This is a genomic window from Streptomyces sp. NPDC088794, from assembly GCF_044750545.1.
In the GTDB taxonomy this organism is placed as follows: domain Bacteria; phylum Actinomycetota; class Actinomycetes; order Streptomycetales; family Streptomycetaceae; genus Streptomyces.
Window position 1 is genome coordinate 202,300 of record NZ_JBIVKB010000016.1, and the last position, 24,789, is coordinate 227,088.

The following is a 24,789-nucleotide window of genomic DNA, read 5'->3' on the forward strand; positions in this document are numbered from 1 at the left end:
CCCGGGTGCCGGGCTCGTACTCCTCGCGGCCCGTCACGATCATCCGCCGGAAGACGTCTCCACGCACGTGTGCCGCTCGCGGGAGCCGCTCCGCCAGCGCCTGTGCCACCGACAGCCGGTACCGCAGCCGGAGTTGGGCCTCTCCCCCGCCCTGGGTGCCGGGCTCGTACTCCTCGCGGCCCGTCACGATCATCCGCCGGAAGACGTCTCCACGCACGTGTGCCGCTCGCGGGAGCCGCTCCGCCGGCGCCTGTGCCACCGTCGACTTGCCGGCCGCCATCACGCCGGTGATCAGGACGACCCCGCGCATCGCCGCGGCTACGAAGAGGTCACTGGGACGTGACCACGGCCGCCTGGGGGCGGATCGGCAGGCGGTTCACCGGGCGGCCCGTCGCGGCCCGTACGGCGGACGCGATGGCTGCCGGGGAGGTGACCACGGGCGCCGCGCTGACCGCCTTCGCGCCGAAGGGGGCGACCACGTCGCGCTCCTCGACGAGCTTCACGATCCGGATGTCGGGGGTGTCCAGGGCCGTCGGCAGGGAGTAGCCGGTGAGGTCGGGGTGGCGGATCAGCCCGCGCGCGGTGCGCAGGTTCTCCGTCAGCGCGATGCCCACGCCCTGGGTGACGCCCGCCTCGATCCGGGCGGTCAGCTGCGCCGGGTTGAGCACACGGCCGACGTCCTGGGCGAGCGCGAGCTCCACGACGCGTACCGAGCCGAGTTCGATGTCGACGTCCACGACCGCGCGGATCGCGCAGAACGCCATGCCGACGAAGGCGTCGCCCTGGCCGTGTTCGCCGAGCGGCTCGGTCGGGTGCGGGCGGCACTGGGCCGTGGCCCACAGTTCCTTGCCGTCCATCGCCTCGGTGACGGTGGTCGACAGGACTCCGTCGTACGACGTGATCTTGCCGTCGGTGATCTGCAGCAGCTCCGTGGACATGCCGAACTTGTGCGCCAGGGGCTGCAGGAGCTGGGTGCGGACCATCTTGGCCGCGCGCTCCACCGCGCCGCCCGACACCCAGGTGTGCCGGCCGCGGCAGCCCGGGCCGGCCGGCGGCTGGTCGGTGTCCACGGGCGCGACGTGCACCTCGTCGATACCGAGGGTCTCCTGGACGATCTGGCGCGCGAGCGTGGTGAATCCCTGGCCGGTCTCCACCGCCGCGCACAGCACGGTCGCGATGCCGTCGTGGACCTTCACGGTCGCCGTGGAGACCTCGTCGGCGCCCTCCGCGCCGAGCACGTGCACCATGCCCAGGCCGTAGCCCACGCCCCGGCGCACCGCGCCCGGTTCGCCCGCGCCCTCGGGGCCGCCGGGCAGCAGCCACTCGTCCTCGGGGGTGTCCTTGGGGAGCGCGGGCAGCGGGAAGTCCCGTACCGCCTGGAGGAGTTCGGCGACCGGCGCGGGGCACGTCACCGTCTGGCCGGTCGGGAGTACGTCGCCGGTGGCCATGACGTTGCGCATGCGCAGGTCGGCCGGGTCGACGCCGAGTCTCTTCGCCAGCTTGTCCATCTGCGCCTCGTAGGCGGCGCACACCTGCATGGCACCCTCGCCGCGCACGTGGCCGGAGGGCGGGTTGTTGGTGCGTACGGCCCAGCCCTCGATGAAGGCGTTCGGGACGACGTAGGGGCCGCAGGCGAAGCCGACGGCGGCGGCCAGGGCCTCCGCGGAGGTGTCGGCGTAGGCGCCCGAGTCGAGCAGGATCTGCGCCTCGACCTTGACCAGCCGGCCCTCGGCGTCCGCGTGGTGGCGGTAGCGCAGCAGGGTGGGGTGGCGGTGGGTGTGGCCGAGGAAGGACTCCTCGCGCGTGGCGGTGAGTTTCACGGGGCAGCCGGTCTTCAACGCGAGCAGGCCGAGCGGGAGTTGGAAGCCCTGGTCCTCGCGGTCGGCGGTGGCACCGGGCACACCGGTGACGACGATCTTCACGCGCTCGGGTTCGAGGCCGTAGCAGGCGGCGGCCGTGTCGCGGTCGCCGTGCGGGTCGGTGGAGGCCAGGTACAGCTCGACGCCGCCGTCGGGGCGGGGCACGGCGAGACCGGCCTCGGCGCCGATGGGGGCGGGGTCCTGGCGGCCGATGCGGTAGAGGCCCTCGACGACGATCTCGCCGGCCGCGTCGGGGTCGCCGTGGCGCAGCGGGATGTGCCGGATCAGGTTGCCGTCGGGGTGCAGCGGTTCGGCCTCGAAGGCCTGCTCGGGGTCGGTCACCGGGTCGAGCACCTCGTACTCGACGCTGATCGCGGCGGCGGCCATGCGCGCGGTGTCGGGGTGGTCGGCGGCGACGGCCGCGATGGGCTCGCCGTGATGGCGTACGACCTCGGAGGCGAACACCGGGCGGTCGGCCTCGCCGCGCCCGTAGAACTCGCTGCCGGGGACGTCCTCGTGGGTGATGACGGCCCGTACGCCGGGCATCTCCCGCGCGTGGGTGGTGTCGATGGAGACGATGCGCGCGTGCGGGTGCGGGGAGCGCAGTACGGCGGCCCACAGCAGGCCCTCGGCCCACAGGTCGGCCGCGTACGGGAACGTGCCCTCGGTCTTCGCGCGCGCGTCGGCCGCCGGCAGGGAGGAGCCGAGGCCGTGCGGGATCGGCTCGGCGGCGGGGGCTGCCTCCGCGGTGCTGGTCGCGGTGGCGGCTTCGTTGGTCACGCCTGGCCTCCGTCCTGTCCGTGCGCCTGGTCGTGCGCCCGGTGGGGCTCGAACGCGGACGGGTTGATCCCGCCGGCTCCCGGGCCCGCCTGGTGAGGAATACGTGCCTCGTCGCCGTCCTGTTCGGACGAGTCTCCGGCGGAGTGCGCCTCGCGTTCGGCGACGACCTCCTTGACGGCGTTCAGGACGCCCCGGTAGCCGGAGCAGCGGCACAGGTTGCCGCACAGGGCCTGGCGAGCCTCCAGCTCGGTCGGCGCCGGGTTGCCCTCCAGGAGGTCGTGGACCGTCATCGCCATGCCGGGCACGCAGAAGCCGCACTGGACGGCGCCGCAGCGGGCGAGCGCCCGTTGCACGTCCGAGGGCTGTCCGTCCTCGGCGAGGCCTTCGACGGTGCGTACTTCGGAGCCCGCGGCGGTCACGGCGGGGACCAGGCAGGAGGCGACGAGCCGTCCGTCGACCTGGACGTTGCAGGCCCCGCACTCGCCCTGCGAGCAGCCGTCCTTGGCGCCCGCGAGACCGAGCCGCTCACGCAGCACGTAGAGCAGCGATTCGCCGACCCAGGCGTCGGAGACGGGCCGGTCCGCGCCGTTGACGCGCAGGACGTAGGAGGCGAGGGGGTGTTCCTCGCCGGGAGGCGGTGGCGGGGCGGCGTCGGCGGAGGTGTCGGGGTGGCCCTCGGAGACCGCGTGGCCGTCGTCGGCGGAGCCTTCGTGGCCGTCGGACTCGGCGGGACCGGCGGGTGCCGGGCGGACCGCGGTGTCCGAACCGTCCGACGCGACACGGGTGTCGGGGGCGGCGGAGGCGTGGGCCTCGGCGTCGCTCCGTCCGTTCGCGGTGTCCCGGGCGGACCCGGCGAAGGGCTCCACGGGCCGCTCAGGCGCCTCAGCGGCCTCCTGGGCGCCCTCGGCCACTCGCGCTGCCGCGGCGCCCTCTCCGGGGCCGTGAGGGGGCCGTGAGGCGGCTACGGCGGAGACTTCCCCGTAGGCCTCCGGCGTCTGTTCGTCCGTGCGAGGCGCGATGTCCTGCGCGCCGGTCGTCTGCCGGGCTCCGGCGTGGTCGTCGACGTCCGGTTCGTCGGAGTGCGGCGGCATGCTCAAGGGGCGGCGCGTGCCCGCGTGTCCGGCGGCGGCATGCGGTTCGCCGACTCCCGGCGACTCGTCGGTGAGGGCGCCCGACTCCTGCGCCCACGGCTGGCCCGTGCCGTCCGTCGCCCAGGGCGCGGCGGCACCGCCGGGCAGCGTGGCCGGCGGGGTGCCGCCCCACTGCTGGACCAGGGACGACGTGGTGAACTCGCCCGATTCGTCCGGAAGATCACCGTCGGCGACGGGAATCGACCACTGCCCGGTCACGTCCTGGCCGGGCTGGCCCGGGTGTCCCGTCCCGTGCGGCGGGGTCCCGCTGCCGCCGGGCGGCTCCTCGAAGGCCCACTGCTGCGTGGACGCGGGGTTGTACGCGAACCGGTCGCCCTCCTGCGGGACGCTGTTCGGGTCGGGCCACTGGGCGCCCTCGCCCGGCGCGGGCATCGCCCAACCGCCGGTCCCCGAGGGGTCGGCCTCGGTCGAGCCGGGCGTGGCCGCTATCTGCGGCGGCACGTATCCGTGCCCCGGCGCGGCCAGCGGCTCGGCGGAGGCCAGGAGCGCCTCGATGCCGCCCTCGGGGAGTTTCACGAAGGCGGTGGCGCCGTCGTCGTAGTCGCCCTGGGGCAGCGGGTTCCACCGGCCGCCGCCCTGGGGGGCGCCTTCTCCGTGCTGGTCGTCGGTCACGACAGCGCCCTCCCCAGTGCTCGTCGGGCCAGCGCGGCGACGGTGCGCCGCAGATGCAGTACGGCGGGCGGAAGCGGTTGCACGGACCCGTCCGGCTCCGGGACCGGGTCGGGGATGCAGGCCGCGGCGACGTACTCGCCGAAGGCGGTGAGCGCCTCCGGGACGATCGTGCGGCCGTTGTCCCAGTCGATGAGGCGGGCGACCCAGTGCTCGGCGTCCAGCGGGCGCAGCGGCATCGGCGCTATGGCTCCGACGGCGCACCGCACTCCGCGGCGGGCGGGGTCCAGCACGACCGCGACGGACGCGACGGCGCGTCCGGGGCCGGTCCGTCCGGTGGCCTTCAGGAAGACCTGCGGCGCGTGCAGCAGCGGCATCCTTACGAAGCCGATGAGTTCGCCGCCGCGCAGCATGTCCACGCCGGCCAGCAGGTGCGAGACCGGGATCTCCCGGCGGGCGCCGGCCGGACCCGCGATGATCAGCGTCGCCTCCAGGGCGGCCAGCACGGGCAGCGCGTCCCCGGTGGGGGCGGCCGAGGCGATGTTGCCGCCCAGGGTGCCCGCGTTGCGGATCTGCGGCGGCCCTGCGGCGCGGGCCGCGGCGGCCAGTGCCGGGATCAGGGCGGCGAAGTCGGGGCGGCCCATACGCGCGTGCGTGAGTCCCGCGCCGAGCAGCGCGTGGCCGTCCTGGTACTGCCAGCCGCGGATCTCGCTGATGCGGCCGAGGCCGACCAGCGCGGCGGGCCTGAGCTGCCCGGAGTTGACGGCGGCCATGAGGTCGGTGCCGCCGGCCACGGGCACGGCGGCGGGCATGGCGGACAGGGCCGCCACGGCTTCGTCCAGCGTCGTGGGCAGCGTGACGGACTGCGCCGACTGCGGTGCTTGCGTGGTCAAACCGGCTGCCCCTTCCCGCTGCCCCACCTGGTCCCACCTGTGCTGCCGTACGGTACGTGCTGACAGGGCGGACGTGGCAACTCTGGCACATCTTCGCAGGGGCCGAAGACAGGGGTCCGCTAGGCGGCATTCGCCCCCCTCACCAGTGAGATGACCCGTTTTCGCACCGCATCACCGGAGCGTGCGAATTGGCACTCTTCGGTGATGCTTGCGACGATTTTCCCCTACCTGTTCGGCAGGGGTGCCCAGTTGTTCGGCGGGGTGGGCTACCTGTGCGGCGGCAGCCCCTCGATCGGGCGGCCGAGCACACCGGGGCGTCGCTGCCACGGCAGCGGACCGGTCGGCGGGCGGTAGGCGACGCCCAGGGCGTCGAGGCGCGCGTAGTGGGCGGTCATCCGGCGCTCGAAATCGGCGAAGTCCCGTTCCGCCGGGGCCGGCAGGGCGCTCCAGGCCACCTCGGCGAAGGCCGCGAGCCGCGGGAACGTCTGGTAGTCCACGCGCGCTTGATCCTCCATCACCTCGGTCCACACGTTGGCCTGGGTACCGAGGACGTGCCGTGCCTCCTCGGGGGTCAACTCGGCCGGAACGGGCTCGAAGCGGTAGACGTCCTCCAGGGTGCGCACGAACCCGATGGGTACGGGCTCGTCGGGGCCGCCGTGCTGACGGTGGTCCAAGTACACGTACTGCTCCGGGCACATGACGACGTCGTGGCCCGCGCGCGCGGCGGCGATCCCGCCCCCGTAGCCCCGCCAGGAGGAGACCGCCGCGCCCTCGGCGAGGCCGCCCTCCAGGATCTCGTCCCAGCCGATGAGCCGACGCCCGCGCGCGGACAGCCACGTGTCGAAGTGCCGGACGAACCAGGACTGCAACTCGTCCTCGTCCGCGAGCTCGAGTTCCTTGATGCGGTTCTGCGCGGTGTGCGACTCCCGCCACTGGTCCTTGGGACATTCGTCACCCCCGATGTGGATGAACTCCGAGGGGAAGAGCGCGAGCACTTCCTCGAACACCCCCTCGTAGAACTCCAGGGTGTTGTCGGTGGGGGCCAGTACGTTGGGGTTGATTCCCCAGGTGTCCCAGACGGAGAGGGCGGTGGTGTCGATGACGTCGGTGTTGCCGAGTTCCGCGTACGCGGCGATGGCGGCCTGTGAGTGGCCCGGTACGTCGATTTCGGGGACGACGGTGATATGCCGCTCGGCGGCGTACGCGACGATCTCCCGGATGTCGTCCTGGGTGTAGAAGCCCCCGTGCGGCTTCTCGTCCCACAGCGGCGAGGCCCGGTGGCCGAATTTCGTGCGGGACCGCCAGGACGCGGTCTCCGTCAGTTTCGGGTACCGCTGGATCTCGACGCGCCAGCCCTGGTCGTCCGTCAAGTGGAAGTGGAAGACGTTGAGTTTGTGCGCGGCGAGCAGGTCGAGGTAGCGCAGCACGCCTTCTTTGGGCATGAAGTGCCGGGCGACGTCGAGCATGAGCCCGCGCCAGCCGAATCGCGGGGCGTCCTCGATGGTCTGGTGGGGCACGCCGTACGTCGTGCCGGGGTCGATCGGCGCGCGCCGGAAGGCCGCGGGGCCCAGCAGTTGACGCAGCGTCTGGGCACCCCAGAACACGCCGGCCGCGCTGCCGCCGGTGATCGTGACACCCAGCGTGGCGACCACCTCCAGGCGGTACGCCTCCGGCGCCAGAGTCTCGTCGAGCCGCAGCGCAACGGTGTTGGGCTCCCCCTCCCGCCCCGGCGCCAGCGGCAGCCCGAGGGCGGCGCCGAGTGTCGACCGCAGCCAGCGCTGGGTGCCCTCGGTGCCGGGCTCGCCCCACAGGGCGGTGTCCGACTCGAACGGGAAACCGCACCGGCCCGCACCCTCGACCGCGCGGGGCGCCGGGATCAGTTCCGTCAGTGAAGTCACGTCAGTCCTTAACCGCTCCGCCCAGCCCCGAGACCAGACGTCGCTGTACGAGTACGAAGAACACCAGCACCGGAATCGTCATCACCGTGGACGCCGCCATCACGCCGCCCCAGTCCGGCTCGTCCGGCTTGAAGAAGACCAGCAGGGCCATCGGCAGGGTCGACTGGGACGTGTCGCTGATGATGAAGGACTTGGCGAACAGGAAGTCGTTCCAGGCCGAGATGAAGGAAAACACGCTCGTGGCCACGAGCCCCGGGAAGACCAGCAGGAAAAGGATCTGCCACAGGAATCGCGCCCGGCTCGCCCCGTCCATGTACGCGGCCTCCTCCAGCGCGTCCGGCACGGCTTTCACGAACCCCCGCAGCATCCAGATCGCGAAGGGCAGCGAGAACGCGATGTGCGGCAGGATCAGCGAGCCCAGCGTGTTCAGTTGGTTGAAGTCCCGCATCAGGAAGAACAACGGGATCGTGAGCGCCTCGACCGGCACCATCTGAGCGACCAGAAACATGATCAGCAGCGTGGTCCGGAAGCGGAACCGGAATCGCGTCACGGCGGTCGCGGCGAGAAACGCGATGAGCGCCGAGGCGATCACCACACTGCCCGCGACGACCAGGCTGTTGACGAAATACCGACCGAAATCCTGCTGCCCGAACACGCGCCGGAAGGAATCCAGCGAGGGCGCCAGCGTCCAGGGCCGCGGTTCGCTCGACTCGATCTCACCGGCGGGCTTGAAGGCGCCGAGCACCATCCAGTAGAGGGGGAAGGCGACGACGACGGCGACGAGCAGCGCCGACAGTTCGGCCGCCAGCCGCCAGGGGCGCCGCAGTTGGGCCCGTACGAGATTCACAGTTCCTCCCCCTGCCGGCGCAGCAGCCGCAGGTACACGAGCGTCACGGCGAGCAGCATCAGCAGCATCACGACGCCGATCGCCGAACCGAGGCTGTACTGCGAGGACGCGAACGCCTGTTGGTAGGCGTACACGTTCAGGACGAGGTTCTGGCCCGCGATGCCGCCGCCGTTGGTCATGACGTAGATCTGCGTGAAGACCTTGAAGTCCCAGATGACGGACTGGATGGTCACCACGGTCAGGATCGGCCGCAGCATCGGCGCCAGCACGGACCGCCAGATCCGCCACTGCGAGGCGCCGTCCAGCGCGGCGGCCTCGAGGACCTCGGCCGGTACGGCGCGGATTCCGGCGTAGACCGTGACCATCACGAACGGGAAGGAGCACCACACCACTTCGAGCAGGACGAGGAAGAACGCGCTGATCCGTCCGTACGTCCACGAGTGGTCGCCGAGGCCGAGGATCCGATTCACCGGGCCGAAGTCCGGGTCGAAGAGGAAGAGCCAGACGGTGGATCCGGTGACCGCCGGGGTCGCCCAGGCGCCGAGCGCGGCCAGCATCAGCGCCAGCCGCGGCACGGCCCGTACGCGGGTGAGCAGCACGGCGAGCGCGCAGCCGACGGCGAGCGTCGAGACCACGCACCCGGCCGCGAACACCACGGTCGCCAGCAGGACTTGCCAGAACTCGGGGTCCGAGAAGAGCGTGCTGTAGTTCCCGAACCCCTCGAAGGTGGTCGGTTCCCCACCACTCACCTGAGCCTGCGTGTAGTGGAAGAACGAGATCAGCCCGAGTTGGTAGATGGGATAGACCAGCAACCCACCAAGCACGACGAGGGCAGGGGCGAGATAGAGCCACGGGGTCCAACGACCAAGGTTCCGCTGATGCCGCAAGGGGCGCGGGGAACTGCGCGACCAGCCACGACCGGCGCGCAACCGTCCACTCTCCGCGCCCCCCGAGCTCTTAGACGCGACCGGCATCACCCGGCGGAGCCAAACGCGTCGTCCATCTTCGTCGCCGCTTCCTTCGCCGCAGCGTCGACGTTCTTCTTGCCGCTGACGACCTCCTGGAGCAGGTTCGGCAGCACCAGCTGGGAGTCGATCTGCGACCAACCCGGCGACGCGGGCACGAACTTGGTCCCGGCACCCAGCGTCTGCACGAAGGGCTTCTCGAACGGCACCTTCGCCGCGGCCGCGTCCCGCACGTCGGTGAACGTCGGCAGGAAGCCCATCGCGTCGAACATCGAGGCCTGGGTCTTCTTCGAGGTGAGCTGCTCCATCAGATCGACGGCGAGCGAGCGGTGCGACGTGCTCTTCAGGACACCGATGTTGTTGCCGCCCGCGAAAGCAGGGGCTATCGACCCGGACGCGACACCGGGCAGTGGCACCACCGCGTACTTGCCCTTCACCTTGCCCGCCTCGACGGCCGTGTGGCTGAAGTCGCCGCCGATCGCCATGCCCGCCTTGCCGGCCGCGAACGCGGTGATCGTGTCGTTGCCGCCCATCCCGGCGCACTTGGCGGCGGGACAGTTGTCGGAGGTGAACAGGGACGTGTAGGCCTTGATGCCCTTCTGGGCGGCCGCGCTGTCGATGGCGGAGGTGTACGAGTCGCCCTCGCCGGTGGCGAGTTCACCGCCGTTGGCCCAGACGAAGGGCATCGCGCCGTACGTGTAGGCGCCGCCGACGACGAGCCCGTACAGGTCGGGCTTCTCGGCGCGGATCTTGCGGGCCGTGGTGGCCAACTCGGCCATCGTCTTCGGGGGTTGCAGTCCCAGGTCCTTGAAGACGTCGGTGCGGTAGTACAGGGCGCGGACGCCGACGTAGAACGGGGAGCCGTACTGCTTGCCGTCGACGGTGACCGACTGCTTGGCCGTGGGGTCGGTGTCCTTGGCCTCGCTCCAGGCGCCGAACTCCTTGGTGACGTCGAGGAGTCCGCCGTCGTGGACGTACCCGGCGGTGTCGGTGTTGCCGAACTCCATCACGTCCGGCGCGGACTTCGGGTCGTTGAAGGCGGCCTTGACGCGCTGGGCGCGGGTCTCGACGGGGATGTACTCGACGTCGACCTTCGTGCCCTTGTGCGCCTTCTGGAAGGTGTCGACCACGGAGTCGACGACCTTCTCCTTCGGGTCGTTGCCGACCTCCTGGAACAGCCACACCCGCAGGGTGCCGTCCTTGTCGTCCTTCTCGGAGGAGGAGTTGGAGGAGGTCTGGGGGGCGCAGGCGGTGACGACCAGGGCGGTCAGCACGACGGCGAGTCGGGGAGAGAGCTTCATGGAGTGGTCCTCCGAGAGTGCGTTGCAACATATGCAATGACTGTTTCGCTCTGCACAACGCTCCGGAGACTAGGGACAACATGAACACGCCCACAAGAGGTCTCAACCACTTCGTGACATGCAAAAGGCCCCCGAGGCGCGCCGAACGCGCCCCAGGGGCCTTGAGAAGCCTCAGGTGTTACGTGGTGCTACTTGTCCTTGTCGTCGTCCCCACCACTGCCCATGGAGTCGTAGATCTCCTTGCACATGGGACAGACGGGATACTTCTTCGGATCGCGGCCCGGCACCCAGACCTTGCCGCACAGCGCCACGACGGGGGTCCCGTCGAGGGCGCTCGCCATGATCTTGTCCTTCTGGACGTAGTGGGCGAAGCGCTCGTGGTCGCCGTCGCCGTGGGACACCTGTGGCGTCGGCTCTACGAGGGTCCCCGTACCAGTCCCGCGCTCGGGCTCAAGAGTGCTCATAGCGCCAAGGGTACTGAAGCTCACACGCATCAGTTGAGCGAAGGGTCGTCCGGGTACGTGGCCACCATCGCGAGCTCGTTGCGCTGGCGGCGCAGGACCGCGCGCCAGAGTCTCTCCGGGGACGGCGAGGAGACGTCGCCGGGCTCCGACTCGACGACGTACCAGGCGCCCTCCACCAGCTCGTCCTCCAGTTGGCCCGGACCCCAGCCGGCGTATCCGGCGAAGATCCGCAGGGAGCCGAGGGCCGAGGCGAGGAGTTCCGGCGGGGCCTCCAGGTCGACCAGGCCGATCGCGCCGTGCACCCGGCGCCAGCCCAGCGGGGCGCGCTCGGCGGAGGAGCCGCCGGGGATGACGGCGACGCCCAGGGCGGAGTCGAGGGAGACCGGGCCGCCCTGGAAGACGACGCCGGGCTCGCCGGCGAGGTCGCCCCAGCCGTCCAGGATGTCGCCGACGTCGACCGGGGTCGGCCGGTTGAGGACGACACCGAGGGAGCCCTCCTCGTCGTGGTCGAGAAGGAGCACCACCGCACGGTCGAAGTTCGGGTCCGCCAGGGCGGGCGTGGCCACGAGCAGCCGCCCTGTGAGCGAGGACACCTCGGTCATGGCAGACATGATCCCGCATCTTCCCTCCGCGTGGGGAGGCAATGGGTGTTCGCGGGTGAATGCAGCTCAGGGCGCACAGGTGCGTCCCGAGCGCACGGGAGCGGCGGTGACCCCATGTGTCCGACGTGCAGCGGTTCGTGTTGTGACAGAGCTATGACGTGGCTGAGGCGTGCCTGGGCTTACAGAAGGGGGGTACGCGGCGATTACGCTTGCCCCTCTGGCCCTGCCCCCCTCACCGGAACGCGAGATACATGACCGTCAACGGCTCTGACGACGTACTGCTTGTCCACGGTGGAACCCCGCTGGAAGGCGAGATCCGGGTCCGCGGTGCGAAGAACCTCGTACCGAAGGCCATGGTCGCCGCCCTGCTGGGCAGTGAGCCGAGTCGACTGCGCAACGTTCCGGACATCCGTGACGTGCGTGTCGTACGCGGCCTGCTGCAACTGCACGGGGTGACGGTCCGTCCGGGTGAGGAGCCGGGCGAGTTGGTGATGGACCCCTCCCACGTGGAGAGCGCGAACGTCGCCGACATCGACGCGCACGCGGGCTCCAGCCGCATCCCGATCCTGCTCTGCGGCCCGCTGCTGCACCGCCTGGGCCACGCGTTCATCCCGGGGCTCGGCGGCTGCGACATCGGCGGCCGACCGATCGACTTCCACTTCGAGGTGCTGCGGAAGTTCGGCGCGACGATCGAGAAGCGGGCGGACGGGCAGTACCTGGAGGCACCGCAGCGGCTGCGCGGTACGAAGATCCAGCTGCCGTACCCGTCCGTGGGCGCGACCGAGCAGGTGCTGTTGACGGCCGTCCTCGCGGAGGGCGTCACGGAGCTCGCGAACGCGGCGGTGGAACCGGAGATCGAGGACCTGATCTGCGTCCTTCAGAAGATGGGCGCCATCATCGCGATGGACACCGACCGCACGATCCGCGTCACGGGCGTGGACCGGCTCGGCGGCTACAACCACCGCGCCCTCCCGGACCGCTTGGAGGCCGCCTCGTGGGCGTCCGCGGCGCTGGCGACCGAAGGCAACATCTACGTCCGCGGCGCCCAGCAGCGCTCGATGATGACGTTCCTGAACACCTACCGGAAGGTGGGCGGTGCCTTCGAGATCGACGACGAGGGCATCCGGTTCTGGCACCAGGGCGGCCAGTTGAAGTCCATCGCCCTCGAGACGGACGTGCACCCGGGCTTCCAGACGGACTGGCAGCAGCCGCTCGTCGTGGCGCTGACCCAGGCGACGGGCCTGTCGATCATCCACGAGACGGTGTACGAGTCCCGCCTCGGATTCACCTCCGCACTCAACCAGATGGGTGCACACATCCAGCTGTACCGCGAGTGCCTGGGCGGCTCGAACTGCCGCTTCGGCCAGCGCAACTTCCTCCACTCGGCCGTGGTGTCGGGCCCCACCCGCCTCCAGGGCGCCGACCTGGTCATCCCCGACCTGCGCGGCGGTTTCTCCTACCTCATCGCCGCGCTGGCCGCCCAGGGCACGTCCAGGGTCCACGGCATCGACCTCATCAACCGCGGCTACGAGAACTTCATGGAGAAGCTCGTGGAGCTGGGCGCGAAGGTGGAGCTGCCGGGCAAGGCACTCGGATAGCCCCGGGGCGAAAGCCCAAGAAGCGTTTCTACGACGATGGGGCGGCCACCCTGACCGGGTGGCCGCCCCATTCGCGTTGCTGAGCCTCGTACGCAATGCCGTCGCGTACGCGAAGGCCTACTTGCCCTTGGCGGCTTCCTTGAGCTTCGAGCCCGCGGACACCTTGACGCTGTAGCCGGCGGGGATGTCGATCGGGTCACCGGTCTGCGGGTTGCGCGCGGTGCGAGCGGCACGGTGGGTGCGCTCGAAGGTCAGGAAGCCGGGGATGGTGACCTTCTCGTCGCCCTTGGCGACGATCTCACCGACGGTCTCGGCGAACGCCGCCAGAACGGCGTCGGCGTCCTTGCGGGTCACCTCGGCGCGGTCGGCCAGCGCGGCCACCAGCTCACTGCGGTTCATGTCGTTACTCCCGTGTTCTTCTTGCTGTTGGGGCGTGCCACGCGGCGGAGCCGCATGTGTAGGCGCTGTGAAGTCCGATGCGCTCGCGCCCAGGGAGGCATCCTGCCCCTACCTGCGGCGGGAAAGCCAATCCGGCACCCATAGGGAGTCGCTAGTACACCCTGGGGAGTCACACGGAAGGCCTGAGCGTGCCCGCCACCCTAAAGGGCGGGCATCAACTCGCCGTTCCACGACGCGCCGAGGCGGCCAGGTGGTGATCCTCACAGCCCTTGCACCGTACGCCACGGCTACGACATCGCGCCTACGAGGCCGCGCCCGCCGCCTTCGCCGCGTCCCGGACCGCTCCGGCCACCGCGCCCGCGACCTTGTCGTTGAAGACGCTCGGGATGATGTAGTTCGGGTTGAGTTCCTCCCGGGTCACGACGTCCGCGAGAGCGGTCGCCGCGGCCAGCATCATCTCGGTGTTGACGGTGCGGGACTGGGCGTCCAGCAGGCCGCGGAAGACACCCGGGAAGACCAGCACGTTGTTGATCTGGTTCGGGAAGTCGGAGCGGCCGGTGGCCACGACGGCCGCCGTCTGACGGGCGATCGCCGGGTCGACCTCGGGGTCGGGGTTCGCGAGCGCGAACACGATGGCGCCGTCGGCCATGGCGGCCACGTCGTCCCCGTCCAGCACGTTCGGGGCGGAGACGCCGATGAAGACATCCGCTCCGCGAACGGCTTCCTTCAACGTGCCCGTCAGGTTCTCGGGGTTGGTGTTGTCGGCGATCCAGCGCAGCGGCGAGTCGGCCGCCGCGTCCACCAGGTCCTCGCGGCCGGAGTGCACGACGCCGTGGATGTCGGCGACGACGGCGTTCTTCACGCCCGCGGCGATCAGCAGCTTGAGGATGGCCGTACCGGCCGCGCCCGCACCGGACATGACGACCCGGATGTTCTCGATCTCCTTGCCCGCCACGCGCAGCGCGTTGGTCAGGGCGGCCAGGACCACGATCGCCGTGCCGTGCTGGTCGTCGTGGAAGACGGGGATGTCGAGGGCCTCGCGCAGCCGGGCCTCGATCTCGAAGCAGCGCGGCGCGGAGATGTCCTCCAGGTTGATGCCGGCGAAGCCGGGGGCGATCGCCTTGACGATCGCGACGATCTCGTCGGTGTCCTGGGTGTCCAGGCACAGCGGCCAGGCGTCGATGCCGGCGAACCGCTTGAAGAGGGCCGCCTTGCCCTCCATGACCGGCAGCGCGGCCTTGGGGCCGATGTTGCCGAGGCCGAGGACCGCGGAGCCGTCCGTCACGACCGCAACGGAGTTGCGCTTGATGGTGAGGCGCCGGGCGTCCTCGGGGTTCTCGGCGATCGCCATGCACACGCGGGCCACGCCCGGGGTGTAGATCATGGAGAGGTCGTCACGGTTGCGGATGGGGTGCTTGGACTGCATCTCGATCTTGCCGCCGAGGTGCATCAGGAACGTACGGTCCGAGACCTTGCCGAGGGTGACGCCCTCGATGCCGCGCAGCTGCTGGACGATCTCGTCGGCGTGCGCGGTGGAGGTCGCGGCGATGGTGACGTCGATCCGGAGCGTCTCGTGCCCGGACGCCGTCACGTCGAGGCCGGTGACCGAGCCTCCGTGGGACTCCACGGCGGTGGTGATCTGGGAGACCGCCGTTCCGCTGGCGGGCACCTCCAGACGGACCGTGATCGAGTAGGAGACGCTGGGCGCCGTTGCCATGGCCGACTTCCTCTGCTTTCACCTGTGATGCTTTGTGCCGTCCGATGGTCGCACCTACCGATGAGTAGGCGTTAGTCGGACCGGATTGCGAACCTTGTGTTCACAGGAGAGAAGAGAGAGTGACACCGACCCGCCATGCTCGCCTCGCGGCAAGTGGTCGCTCGTAGCGACGAAGGTTGGGCCCGGGGGCTTGGATCGGGCCGGTGTCACGTCCAGGCTAACAAACAGATCCCGTAAGACCATTCCCGTACGGGGAGTTCACAGGAATCAGTCCCTCAGCAGATCGGGCACGCCGGACGCGTCCGGCTCGTCCCGGTCGGCGGAGACGACCGTCAGCTGCTGGGTGGCGCGGGTGAGCGCGACGTACAGCACCCGCAGTCCGGCCGGTGACTCGTCCGCGATCTCGGCCGGGGAGACGACGACCGTCGCGTCGTACTCCAGGCCCTTGGCCTCCAGACTGCCCAGGGCCACCACCCGGTCGCCCAGCCCGGCGAGCCAGCGCGCCGCCTCCTCGCGGCGGTTCATCGCGACGACGACGCCGACCGTGCCGTCGACGAGCCCGAGCAGCCGGTCGGCCTCGGCCCGGACGGTCTGCGCCAGGGATTCCCGTACGACGGTGAAGCGGGGCTGTACGCCGGTGGAGCGCACCGCCCGTGGTGACTCGGAGCCGGGCATGGCCAGCGCCAGCACCTTCGCGGCGAGGTCGGCGATCTCGGAGGGGTTGCGGTAGTTGACGGTGAGCTGGAAGCGGCGGCGCGGGCGGGTGCCCAGGGCCTCGTCGCGGGCCTCCGCCGCCTCGTCCACGTCGGACCAGGAGGACTGGGCCGGGTCGCCGACGACCGTCCAGGTGGCGTGCCGGCCGCGGCGGCCGACCATGCGCCACTGCATCGGGGTGACGTCCTGGGCCTCGTCGACGATGACGTGCGCGTACTCGGTGCGCTCCTGGGCGAGCCGCTCGGCCCGCTCCCACTGCGTCTCCTCGCGGGTCGGCATCAGCTCCTCCAGACCCGTCAGCTGGTCCAGCGGGTCCAGTTCGCGCCGCTTCCTGGGGCGGGTCGGGACGCCGAGGATCGCCTGGAGCTCGTCGAGCATGGCGATGTCGTGCACGGAGTACCCGTCCCGGCGCAGCGAGCGGGCCACCCGGCGGATCTCGCCGGGGTTGAGGATCCGCCGCGCCCAGCGGCCCAGGCGCCGCTCGTCGGCCATCGCGTCGAGGACGGCTCTGGGGGTCAGCTCGGGCCACCAGGCGTCCAGGAACGCCGTGAACGCGTCCTCCGCGGTGATGTCCTCGTCGAAGGACGAGCGCAGTTCGGCGGCGAGTTCCGGGTCGGTGTGCCGGGTGCCCGCGCCGGACCGGGCCCACAGGGCGTCCAGGAGGAGCTTGCGGGCGCGCGGGCGCAGCAGGTTGACGGGGGCGGTACCGCTGAGCGCGTTCTGGCGGATACGTTCCAGCGCGTCCGCCTCCAGCTCCAGGCGGCGCCCGAAGGCGACCACGCGCAGCCGGGAGGTGGAGACCGGTCCGCGCGGGTCGGTCTCGGGCGAGTCCCCGCCGGGACCGTCACCGAAGTCGTCGCCGAAGGACAGCTGGCCGGCGGCGGGCCGGGCGGAGCCGGCGGCACCCGGACGCCCCTGCTCCAGCGCCCCGCGGGCGGCCTTCCGCAGCACCTTGAGCATGCGGTAGGAGCCCTTGGCGCGGGCCACGGCCGGGGCGTCGTACAGGGTGGCCTCGGCGCCGTCGACCAGCGAGCCGATCGCCCGGATCGCGACCTGGCCCTCCTCACCGAGGGAGGGCAGGACGCCCTCGGTGTAGGCGACCAGCAGCGGGGTGGGCGAGACGATGAGGATGCCGCCCGCGTACCGGCGCCGGTCCTGGTAGAGCAGGTAGGCGGCGCGGTGCAGCGCCACCGCCGTCTTCCCCGTCCCGGGACCGCCCTCGACATACGTCACGGAGGCGGCGGGGGCGCGGATGACCAGGTCCTGCTCGGCCTGGATGGAGGCGACGATGTCCCGCATGGTGTGACCGCGGGCCTGGCCGAGGGCGGCCATGAGGGCGCCGTCACCGATGACGGGCAGCTGCTGCCCGTCCAGCAGGGCGGTCAGCTCGGGGCGCATGAGGTCGTCCTCTACGCCGAGCACCTTGCGTCCCTTGGAGCGGATCACCCGGCGCCGCACGACCCGTCCCGGGTCCACCGGGGTGGACCGGTAGAACGGCGCCGCCGCGGGCGCCCGCCAGTCGATGACCAGCGGGGCGTACTCGGAGTCCAGGACGCCGATGCGTCCGATGTGCAGGGTCTCCGCGATGTCGGCGGTGTTGTCGTCCCGTACGGCGCCTTCGGCGGGTTCCACGGCGGTGTAGGCGCCGTCGGGCCCCTTCTTGCCGTCCTTGCCGAGGAGCAGGTCGATCCGGCCGAAGAGGAAGTCCTCGAACTCGTTGTTGAGCCTGTTGAGGTGGATGCCGGCCCGGAAGACCTGGGCGTCCCGCTCGGCGAGCGCGCCGGGCGTGCCGACCTGGCCACGCTTGGCCGCGTCGTTCATCAGGAACTCGGCCTCGTGGATCTTCTCCTCAAGGCGCTGGTACACCCGGTCGAGATGTTTCTGTTCGACGCTGATCTCGCGATCGCGGACCGAATCCGCTGCGGCGTCGACCGCGGTTTCCTGCTGAGCCTGTGCGGCCACCGGGCCCCCTTCTGACGTGCTGGGCAGCCGTCAACCGTACGCGAAGGGGGCCGGTGGAAGCTACGTTCACTACGCGTCTACTGCCACGAGCTTCTTGCCGTCGAAGGTCATGACCTCGAAATGATCGATCTCGTTGGGCTGGAAAGCGGCCCCGCCCTGGGCGTAGAGGGGTGCCTTGGCCTGCTCGGTCTTGGCGTTCGGGATGCCGTAGCCCCACTTCGGGACCGACCAGGTGGACATCGTCTCGCGCTCGCCGTTCTTGCCGACGGCGATGAGTGAGCACTTCAACGGGCCCTTGACGTTACTGAGTTCGACGACACCCCAGGTGCCCCAGTCCTTCTTCTCCATCGCGACGGTCGCTTTGACCTTGGTGGAGGAGTCGGTCGCGGAGACCTTGTCGGAGAGGGTGGTGAAGGCCGCCTTGGCGCCGGCCTCGTCCGACGTGCCGCCGCCCGAGTCGCCGCCGTTCACCGCGATCGCCGCCAGCGGACCGGCGATGATCAGTGCCGCCGCTGCCGCCACCATGTAGAAGCTGCGCCGCCGCTTGAGGGCACGGCGCTCGCCGACGTCGTCGACCAGCTTCTCCACGAGCCGAGGGCTCGGCTTGGCGGAGAGAGACTCGCCGATGGCGGGGGTGCCGGTGCCGGGCAGGTCCGCGAGGGCGGCCAGCATCGGCTCCATCCCGGCCAGCTCGTCGAGCTGCTGGGCGCACCACTCGCAGGTGGCGAGGTGGATTTCGAAGGCGGTCGCCTCGGCGTCATCGAGGATTCCGAGTGCGTAGGCCCCGACGGTTTCGTGTTCGTTCGGGCCCGGAGATCCCATCATGGAGCCAGACATACCCGAACCACCTGTGCCGAATCCCTGGTTTCCCCCGTAAACACTCATCACGCCGTCACCCCCCGCTCCTCCAGTGCCAGCTTCATCGAGCGCAACGCGTAGAACACGCGTGAGCGCACGGTGCCACTGGGAATTCCGAGCGTCTCAGCCGCCTCGTTGACGGTACGCCCCTTGAAGTACGTCTCGACGAGCACCTCCCGGTGGGCCGGGGTCAGGTCGTCGAGCGCGTCAGACAGCGTCATCAGCCACAGCGCCTTGTCGATCTCGTCCTCCGCGGGGATGACCTCCAGCGGCGACGGATCGACCTCCTGCGGCCGGGCCTGCCGGCTGCGGTGGCCGTCGATGACGATGCGGCGAGCGACCGTCACCAGCCAGGGGCGTACCGATCCGGTCGCTCGATTGAGCTGACCGGCGTTCTTCCAGGCACGGATGAGTGTCTCCTGCACGACGTCCTCTGCTCGCTGCCGATCTCCGGCGACCAGCCTGAGTACGTACGCAAGGAGAGGTCCGGCATGCTCTCTATAGAGGGCACGCATCAGCTCCTCATCAGGTTCCGAGGGCTGGGACATGCGATGTCGGGCCCTCGATCCACGTTCATTGGCCACGACGGAATCCTTGCGCACGCCCACCTCCGGTGTCCGGGGGATCCCCCAGTCGGTCGCTCCTCCACAGGTACGGATGTGGTCTCCGTCATGTTCAACGGGAGGCGACAGTTTTCTCCGGGGTGTCATGACGAGGGGGACATGGGTGCACATTCCTACCGCGCGATCTTTACATTTCCACCACATCGCCTCTCTGGGGTCAGGTGCCATTGGCATATTCGGACCAAACACAGTGTTGTCGAAATCACTTCGACAACATGACCGCACTCCCCCCACAGAAGCCGCTTACCGGACACCTAGGCTCGGGCGAGTGCCGCCCGCCGACGGTGCCGGGCGACTCTTTCGCGGTTTCCGCAGACCTCGCTGGAGCACCAGCGCCTTCTGCGGCCCCGGGACGAATCGACATAAAAGATCGGACAGTTGTCGCCCTCGCACTGCCGCAGTCCGGCCCGCGCGACCGGGTCGGTGAGCAGCTCAACGGCGTCCCGCGCGATCGCCCCGAGCAGCGCCGCGCACTCGGGCGGCCCGTCCAACTCCCGCACCAGCGCCCCGTCCTCGCCGCGCACGGCCCGCGGGGCGGGCGGCGCGACCCGGGCGATCCCGTTCACGCGGGCGAGCGCGATGTCGTACGTCGGCCTGGGCGGCGTGGCCACCGCCCCACCGACCAACTGTCCGATCTGTCCGCGCAGTTCACGGAAGTCGACCAGCCAGGACGGGCCGGCGTGGGTCAGCGGGACGCCCGGTGGGACCAGGCCCGCGCCGGTGATCCACGCGCACAGAACCTCCACGGAGTCGAACCGTTCCTCGGGATGAGAGGTCGCGAGCAGGTCGAGACAGACCCGTCCGGCGTCGTACCGGAGTTCGTACGCGACCGTGGCCGTACCCAGTGCCATGTGCCTGTCACCGCCTGGCTCGGGAAGCTGAGGGCAGAGGAACCGTTCCCTCATACAGTGCCTTCCCGCTCCCGTGGCCGGAACCCCTCATACCCACAGGACCCGTGGACGGGCGCTTATGCGGGTGCGCGTCTCGGCGATGTCCGGGGCGGGCCGGGGTCCGTTGACTGGAGGCATGACACAGAACAGGACAGCTTCCGGACTCGTACTGGGCGCGGCCACGGTCGCCATGGGCCTGATCGCCGGGCTCTTCTACACCTTCGCCTGCGCGATCATGCCGGCACTGGCCCGCAGCGACGACCGGATCTTCGTCGACGTCATGCGGGACATCAACGACGTGATCCAGAACCCGGTGTTCTTCCTCAGCTTCATGGGCGCGCTGGCGCTGTCCGCCGTTTCGGCGTGGCAACTGCGTCGGCAGCCGTACCGGTGGTGGGTGTGGGCGGGTTTCCTGGCATACGCCCTGGTCTTCCTGATCACCGTCGTCGTCAACATCCCGCTCAACAACGACCTCGCGGACATGACCGACCCGACCGCGGCCCGCGAGCACTTCGAGGACCCGTGGGTGGCGTGGAACGTCGTGCGGGCGGCGGGGTCGACGGTGGCGATGGGGTTGTTGGCGCGGGGGTTGGTGCTGTTCGGCGCTGCACGGCGGACGTCAGCAACGCTCAGCCCGTCCGGCGTTTGAGGACGAGGCCGTTCAGGCCGAAGCGGGGGTCTGGGGGCGGCAGCCCCCAGGCTTACACGTCCGCGTACTTGGCATCAGCGGCCGGATCCAACGCCAGCCGATACCCCCGCTTCACCACCGTCTGGATCAGCTTCGGCGCACCAAGTGCCGTTCGCAGGCGAGCCATTGCCGTCTCCACCGCATGCTCGTCACGACCGGCACCGGGCAGGGCTCGTAGCAACTCGGCGCGGGCCACCACCCAGCCCGGGCGGCGGGACAAGGCGCGCAACAAAGACATACCCGCGGGCGGTACGGGACGCAGCGCCCCGTCGACGAGGACCGCGTGGCCGCGGATCTCCACCCGGTGGCCGGCGATCGGCAACGACCGTGCGCGGCTCGGGAGTTCCTGGCACAGGACCTGCACCAGGGGGCCCAGGCGGAAGCGTTCGGGCGAGACCGTGGTGACGCCGTGGGCCTGGAGGGGCAGCGCGGTGACCGGGCCGACGCAGGCCGGCAGGACGTCGTGGTGGAGGGCGGCGAGGAGTTCGGGCAGCAGCCCGCGTTTCTCGGCCCGGTTCAGCAGGGAGGCCGCGGCGGGCGCGCTGGTGAAGGTCAGCGCGTCCACGCCCCGCGATACGGTGGCGTCGAGGAGCCGGTCCACCGGCCCGATGTCCTCCGGCGGCATCCACCGGTACACCGGAACGCCCACCACCTCGGCGCCCGCGGCCCGCAACGCCTCCACGAACCCGGGCAGCGGCTCGCCGTGCAGCTGTACGGCGATACGACGCCCGTCGACGCCCTCCTCCAGCAGCCGGTCGAGCACCTCGGCCATCGACTCGCTGGACGGCGACCACTCCTCGGTCAGCCCGGCGGCCCGGATCGACCCCTTGACCTTGGGCCCGCGGGCGAGCAGCTCCACCCCGCGCAGCCGGTCCAGGAGCGCCTCCCCGAGCCCCCACCCGTCGGCCGCCTCGACCCAGCCCCGGAAGCCGATGGCCGTGGTCGCCACCACAACGTCCGGCGCCCGGTCGATCAGGCCCTTCGTCGCGGCCAGCAGCTCGCTGTCGTCGGCGACCGGCACGATCCGCAGGGCGGGCGCGTGCAGCACGGCGGCGCCACGACGCTGGAGCAGCGCGCCCAGCTCGTCGGCGCGACGCGCGGCCGTCACCCCAACGGTGAACCCGGCGAGAGGTCCGTGCGGGGCGTGATCCGGCGGCTGTTGCTGCTGCTCGTACATGGAACTCCTAGGGCCGGTCTTTCGGCTCAAGTTGGCTGGCCCGCGTAACGACCGAGCCTGTCAACCGCTCGTGACAGGCTCGGTTCGGCTTCATGTCGCCGGTGTTACGTCACACCTCGGCATAGCTGAGCTGGGGCTTCGACTCTGCGGCAGCCGTGGCGCGGGCCGCGGTGGCCGGGCGGCGAAGGTATACGGCCCACGTCACCGCGAAGCAGGCCGCGTAGAAGGCGAGGAAGACCACGAAGGCGCCGGTGCCGGAACCGGAGTTGAGGAAGGACTGGCGGAAGGCGAGGTTGATGCCGACCCCGCCGAGCGCGCCCACCGCGCCGATGAGGCCCATGGAGGCCCCGGAGAGCCGCCGCCCGTAGGCGGCCGCCGCCTCCCCCTCAAGACCCTTGGCGAGGGCCTTGGTCTGGAAGATGCCGGGGATCATCTTGTACGTCGACCCGTTGCCGAGCCCGCTGAGTACGAACAGGACGATGAACACGGTGACGAACAGGGGCAGCGACTTCTCCATGCTGGCGACGATCAGGACGGCGGTCGCGGCGGCCATGCCGACGTAGTTGTAGAGGGTGATCTTCGCGCCGCCGTACTTGTCGGCGAGCCAGCCGCCCAACGGCCGGATCAGCGAGCCGAGCAGCGGACCGATGAACGTGAGGTACGCGGCCTGGAGCGGGGTCCGCCCGAACTGGACCTGGAGCACCTGGCCGAAGGCGAAGGCGTAGCCGATGAACGACCCGAACGTCCCGATGTAGAGGAACGCCATGATCCACGTGTGCGCGTCCCGCACCGCGTCCTTGGCGGCCCCGGTGTCGTTCTTCACGTTCTCCAGGTTGTCCATGAAGAGCGCGGCGAGCGTGGCGGCGATGACGATGAGCGGGATGTAGATACCGAGCAGCACACGCGGACCGCCGCTCGCGCCGATGACGGCGAGTGCCACGAGCTGGATGACCGGTACGCCGATGTTGCCGCCGCCCGCGTTGAGGCCGAGCGCCCAGCCCTTCTTCCGCAGCGGGAAGAAGGCGTTGATGTTGGTCATGGAGGAGGCGAAGTTGCCGCCACCGACGCCGGCGAGGAGGCCGACCCACAGGAAGGTCGAGAAGGACGTGCCCGGTTCCATCACCACGAACGCGGCGATCGTCGGGACGAGGAGCAGGGCCGCCGAGACGATCGTCCAGTTACGGCCGCCGAAGATCGCGACCGCGAAGGTGTAGGGCACCCGGGCGACCGCGCCGACCAGGGTGACCATCGAGGTCAGCAGGAACTTGTCGGCCGGGGTGAGCCCGTACTCCGGGCCCATGAAGAGCACCAGCACGGACCACAGGGTCCAGATCGAGAAGCCGATGTGCTCGGACAGGACGGAGAAGAGGAGATTGCGCCGGGCGATCTTCTCCCCCTTCTCGCGCCAGAAGGTCTCGTCCTCGGGATCCCAGTGCTCGATCCACTTACCAGCGGCTGTCATGACGCCTCCACGGGGGCATTCCTGGGCTCGGGCATGCCCCGAAGGTAGGGAGAGCGCGTTTCCGCGCTGTGGCACCCGGTGACCGGAAAGGAACGTTGCTCTCACCTGGCGCGAGGAGGGGGTGAGAGGTCGCCAGCGTGCGAAGTGGTGACGGCTATCCTCTAGCCGACCCCCACACGAGCAGGAGAGCCCATGTCCGCCGAGCCGAGTTCCGCCCGCTCGACAGCGCAGAGCGCTCAGCGGTCCCAGCGGTCCCTCAGCGGAAACATCGCTTTCGCGTGCGCGCTGGTCGCCGTGCTGCTGACCACGCTGCTCGGCGCGTTCGTGGCGGTGGCGCTGGTCCTGGCCGCGGCGGACGCGGCGCCCCTGTCCTCGATCGTGCCCGACGACGGGCGGAACGCCCTGGTGGTCGGGGGCATCGCGGCCGGCGCGCTCACCGGGTTCGTACTGCCGGTGGTGGTGTTCGGGATGGCGAAGGGCAACGAGGAGACACCCAGGGTGGGCGCCGGTGCGGCCGGGCGGAAGCTGCTCGCGCTGCTGGCCTTCGACGTGTACGGGCTGGTCCTCGCGGTGATCGTGGCCCAGCTCGGGTGGGTGCTCCCGAAGACGGTCACGACCACCGTCGCCGTGTTCGCGATCGGCTTCAGCTGGATGCCACTGGCGATGATCCCCAGGGAGCGGCTCGGACTCCGGTCCCGCGAGGCGGGCTGACTCCGGTCACGTCAGAGTGACTGACCGCGCCAACTCGTCGGCCACCTTCTCCAGTTCCTCGCCGAAGCCGAGCGTCGACCACAGCAGCCGGCACTCCAGCGCCGTGGGGTACCGACTCGGCAGGACGTAGTGGGCGACGCCTTCCGTGATGCCGCCGGTGTCGGACTCGGGGTCCGTGGGTTCCAGTCGGTGCACACGCAACGCCGGTCCCAGCGGGAGGTCGACCTCCGTGACGTCCTGGGAGCCGAAGAACGGCCCCTCAGCGAGCGCCACTTCGGCGCGCAGCGCGGCGACGCTCAGGTACTGGGCCGGAAGCTTCAGCTCGCGCACGGTGCAGCTCGCCATGACCGCGCCGTCGGCCGGTGCCAGCAGGGCCGCGCACAGGGCGCCCTGCCGTCGGGCGGCGCCCCAGTACCAGAGGAGGTCGGTCGCGAAGGCCTCCTGCCACTCCGGGCGGGCCCCGCTGTCGAGGTGCTCGGCGGCGAGGCCGCGGGCCCAGGACTCGGGGTCCTCGGTGGCCAGGTCGAGGACCAGCCAGTTCTGCAGGGCGGGCAGCGCGACCTGGCACTCGGTCCAGTCGGCGCCGGGCTCTTCCATGGCTTCCGTGGCTTTCATCGCGCC

Annotated in this window: 21 protein-coding genes and 1 pseudogene; 3 read left to right on the forward strand and 19 right to left on the reverse strand. The window is 70.6% G+C overall.

From position 1 onward, the window contains the following. From ACIP6U_RS37220 to ACIP6U_RS37265, 10 genes and pseudogenes are all read right to left on the reverse strand, one after another. Nucleotides 1-310 (reverse strand): annotated as a pseudogene (locus ACIP6U_RS37220) (hypothetical protein); the annotation flags it as partial. Nucleotides 311-329: 19 nt separating this feature from the next. After that, nucleotides 330-2,639 carry a xanthine dehydrogenase family protein molybdopterin-binding subunit gene (locus ACIP6U_RS37225; RefSeq protein WP_401727069.1) on the reverse strand — a complete coding sequence of 770 codons (2,310 nt, stop codon included), beginning with the start codon at nt 2,637-2,639 and terminating at the stop codon, nt 330-332. Next, nucleotides 2,636-4,402 (reverse strand): 2Fe-2S iron-sulfur cluster-binding protein, encoded by a 1,767-nt coding sequence (locus ACIP6U_RS37230; protein WP_401727071.1) that lies wholly within the window; start codon nt 4,400-4,402, stop codon nt 2,636-2,638. Before ACIP6U_RS37230 ends, ACIP6U_RS37225 begins: the two co-directional genes overlap by 4 nt. Then, nucleotides 4,399-5,292, reverse strand: coding sequence for an FAD binding domain-containing protein (locus ACIP6U_RS37235; protein WP_124000315.1), 894 nt, complete (start codon nt 5,290-5,292; stop codon nt 4,399-4,401). Before ACIP6U_RS37235 ends, ACIP6U_RS37230 begins: the two co-directional genes overlap by 4 nt. Nucleotides 5,293-5,558: 266 nt before the next feature. After that, complete coding sequence (locus ACIP6U_RS37240; RefSeq protein ID WP_401727072.1) at nt 5,559-7,190, reverse strand: beta-N-acetylhexosaminidase; 1,632 nt, start codon at nt 7,188-7,190, stop codon at nt 5,559-5,561. 1 nt (nt 7,191) lies between these two features. Further along, a complete protein-coding gene (locus ACIP6U_RS37245; RefSeq protein ID WP_401727073.1) occupies nt 7,192-8,037 on the reverse strand; it encodes a carbohydrate ABC transporter permease in 846 nt (281 codons plus the stop codon). After that, nucleotides 8,034-9,011, reverse strand: a complete 978-nt coding sequence (locus tag ACIP6U_RS37250; protein WP_401727075.1) for a carbohydrate ABC transporter permease — start codon at nt 9,009-9,011, stop codon at nt 8,034-8,036. The genes ACIP6U_RS37245 and ACIP6U_RS37250 overlap by 4 nt, the downstream gene beginning before the upstream one ends. Beyond that, nucleotides 9,011-10,303, reverse strand: coding sequence for an extracellular solute-binding protein (locus tag ACIP6U_RS37255; RefSeq protein ID WP_401727077.1), 1,293 nt, complete (start codon nt 10,301-10,303; stop codon nt 9,011-9,013). The genes ACIP6U_RS37250 and ACIP6U_RS37255 overlap by 1 nt, the downstream gene beginning before the upstream one ends. A gap of 188 nt (nt 10,304-10,491) precedes the next feature. Then, entirely contained in the window at nt 10,492-10,767 is a 276-nt protein-coding gene (locus ACIP6U_RS37260) for a DUF3039 domain-containing protein (protein WP_124000320.1), read from the reverse strand. A gap of 29 nt (nt 10,768-10,796) precedes the next feature. Next, entirely contained in the window at nt 10,797-11,369 is a 573-nt protein-coding gene (locus ACIP6U_RS37265) for a YqgE/AlgH family protein (RefSeq protein WP_280881959.1), read from the reverse strand. A gap of 251 nt (nt 11,370-11,620) precedes the next feature. Here ACIP6U_RS37265 and murA point away from each other — a divergent pair, with 251 nt between their 5' ends. Then, complete coding sequence (gene murA, locus ACIP6U_RS37270) at nt 11,621-12,967, forward strand: UDP-N-acetylglucosamine 1-carboxyvinyltransferase (protein WP_401727080.1); 1,347 nt, start codon at nt 11,621-11,623, stop codon at nt 12,965-12,967. 117 nt (nt 12,968-13,084) lie between these two features. On the opposite strand, the gene ACIP6U_RS37275 is transcribed toward murA, so the two are convergent. From ACIP6U_RS37275 to ACIP6U_RS37300, 6 genes are all read right to left on the reverse strand, one after another. Further along, nucleotides 13,085-13,366, reverse strand: a complete 282-nt coding sequence (locus ACIP6U_RS37275; protein WP_006374476.1) for an HU family DNA-binding protein — start codon at nt 13,364-13,366, stop codon at nt 13,085-13,087. A gap of 301 nt (nt 13,367-13,667) precedes the next feature. Further along, nucleotides 13,668-15,083, reverse strand: a complete 1,416-nt coding sequence (locus ACIP6U_RS37280; RefSeq protein ID WP_401727082.1) for an NAD-dependent malic enzyme — start codon at nt 15,081-15,083, stop codon at nt 13,668-13,670. A 267-nt stretch (nt 15,084-15,350) separates the two neighbouring features. Then, nucleotides 15,351-17,759, reverse strand: coding sequence for a HelD family protein (locus ACIP6U_RS37285; RefSeq protein WP_401727084.1), 2,409 nt, complete (start codon nt 17,757-17,759; stop codon nt 15,351-15,353). A 69-nt stretch (nt 17,760-17,828) separates the two neighbouring features. Continuing rightward, nucleotides 17,829-18,644, reverse strand: a complete 816-nt coding sequence (locus ACIP6U_RS37290) for an anti-sigma factor family protein (RefSeq protein ID WP_401727085.1) — start codon at nt 18,642-18,644, stop codon at nt 17,829-17,831. Continuing rightward, nucleotides 18,644-19,165: a sigma-70 family RNA polymerase sigma factor gene (locus ACIP6U_RS37295; protein ID WP_010039908.1), complete on the reverse strand. Its 522-nt coding sequence runs from the start codon at nt 19,163-19,165 to the stop codon at nt 18,644-18,646. The genes ACIP6U_RS37290 and ACIP6U_RS37295 overlap by 1 nt, the downstream gene beginning before the upstream one ends. 329 nt (nt 19,166-19,494) lie before the next feature. Next, complete coding sequence (locus ACIP6U_RS37300) at nt 19,495-20,091, reverse strand: CGNR zinc finger domain-containing protein (protein WP_401727087.1); 597 nt, start codon at nt 20,089-20,091, stop codon at nt 19,495-19,497. 175 nt (nt 20,092-20,266) lie between these two features. On the opposite strand from ACIP6U_RS37300, the gene ACIP6U_RS37305 reads away from it, so the two are divergent. Continuing rightward, a complete protein-coding gene (locus tag ACIP6U_RS37305) occupies nt 20,267-20,779 on the forward strand; it encodes a DUF1772 domain-containing protein (RefSeq protein WP_401727089.1) in 513 nt (170 codons plus the stop codon). Nucleotides 20,780-20,831: 52 nt separating this feature from the next. On the opposite strand, the gene ACIP6U_RS37310 is transcribed toward ACIP6U_RS37305, so the two are convergent. After that, a complete protein-coding gene (locus ACIP6U_RS37310) occupies nt 20,832-21,995 on the reverse strand; it encodes a uroporphyrinogen-III synthase (protein WP_401727091.1) in 1,164 nt (387 codons plus the stop codon). Between the two features lie 109 nt (nt 21,996-22,104). Continuing rightward, nucleotides 22,105-23,457 (reverse strand): nitrate/nitrite transporter, encoded by a 1,353-nt coding sequence (locus ACIP6U_RS37315; protein WP_401727092.1) that lies wholly within the window; start codon nt 23,455-23,457, stop codon nt 22,105-22,107. 192 nt (nt 23,458-23,649) lie between these two features. Between ACIP6U_RS37315 and ACIP6U_RS37320 the strand changes: the two genes are divergently transcribed. Next, nucleotides 23,650-24,168: a hypothetical protein gene (locus ACIP6U_RS37320; protein WP_401727093.1), complete on the forward strand. Its 519-nt coding sequence runs from the start codon at nt 23,650-23,652 to the stop codon at nt 24,166-24,168. 6 nt (nt 24,169-24,174) lie between these two features. Here ACIP6U_RS37320 and ACIP6U_RS37325 read toward each other — a convergent pair whose 3' ends face one another. Beyond that, nucleotides 24,175-24,783, reverse strand: a complete 609-nt coding sequence (locus tag ACIP6U_RS37325; protein ID WP_401727094.1) for a hypothetical protein — start codon at nt 24,781-24,783, stop codon at nt 24,175-24,177. Between the last annotated feature and the right edge of the window lie 6 nt (nt 24,784-24,789).

Coding starts and splice junctions, on each gene's coding strand:
- ACIP6U_RS37250 (WP_401727075.1), bottom strand. CDS start 9,011: ATGCCGGTCGCGTCTAAGAGCTCGGGGGGCGCGGAGAGTGGACGGTTG.
- ACIP6U_RS37255 (WP_401727077.1), bottom strand. CDS start 10,303: ATGAAGCTCTCTCCCCGACTCGCCGTCGTGCTGACCGCCCTGGTCGTC.
- ACIP6U_RS37260 (WP_124000320.1), bottom strand. CDS start 10,767: ATGAGCACTCTTGAGCCCGAGCGCGGGACTGGTACGGGGACCCTCGTA.
- ACIP6U_RS37265 (WP_280881959.1), bottom strand. CDS start 11,369: ATGACCGAGGTGTCCTCGCTCACAGGGCGGCTGCTCGTGGCCACGCCC.
- murA (WP_401727080.1), top strand. CDS start 11,621: ATGACCGTCAACGGCTCTGACGACGTACTGCTTGTCCACGGTGGAACC.
- ACIP6U_RS37275 (WP_006374476.1), bottom strand. CDS start 13,366: ATGAACCGCAGTGAGCTGGTGGCCGCGCTGGCCGACCGCGCCGAGGTG.
- ACIP6U_RS37280 (WP_401727082.1), bottom strand. CDS start 15,083: ATGGCAACGGCGCCCAGCGTCTCCTACTCGATCACGGTCCGTCTGGAG.
- ACIP6U_RS37290 (WP_401727085.1), bottom strand. CDS start 18,644: ATGAGTGTTTACGGGGGAAACCAGGGATTCGGCACAGGTGGTTCGGGT.
- ACIP6U_RS37295 (WP_010039908.1), bottom strand. CDS start 19,165: ATGTCCCAGCCCTCGGAACCTGATGAGGAGCTGATGCGTGCCCTCTAT.
- ACIP6U_RS37300 (WP_401727087.1), bottom strand. CDS start 20,091: ATGGCACTGGGTACGGCCACGGTCGCGTACGAACTCCGGTACGACGCC.
- ACIP6U_RS37305 (WP_401727089.1), top strand. CDS start 20,267: ATGACACAGAACAGGACAGCTTCCGGACTCGTACTGGGCGCGGCCACG.
- ACIP6U_RS37310 (WP_401727091.1), bottom strand. CDS start 21,995: ATGTACGAGCAGCAGCAACAGCCGCCGGATCACGCCCCGCACGGACCT.
- ACIP6U_RS37315 (WP_401727092.1), bottom strand. CDS start 23,457: ATGACAGCCGCTGGTAAGTGGATCGAGCACTGGGATCCCGAGGACGAG.
- ACIP6U_RS37320 (WP_401727093.1), top strand. CDS start 23,650: ATGTCCGCCGAGCCGAGTTCCGCCCGCTCGACAGCGCAGAGCGCTCAG.
- ACIP6U_RS37325 (WP_401727094.1), bottom strand. CDS start 24,783: ATGAAAGCCACGGAAGCCATGGAAGAGCCCGGCGCCGACTGGACCGAG.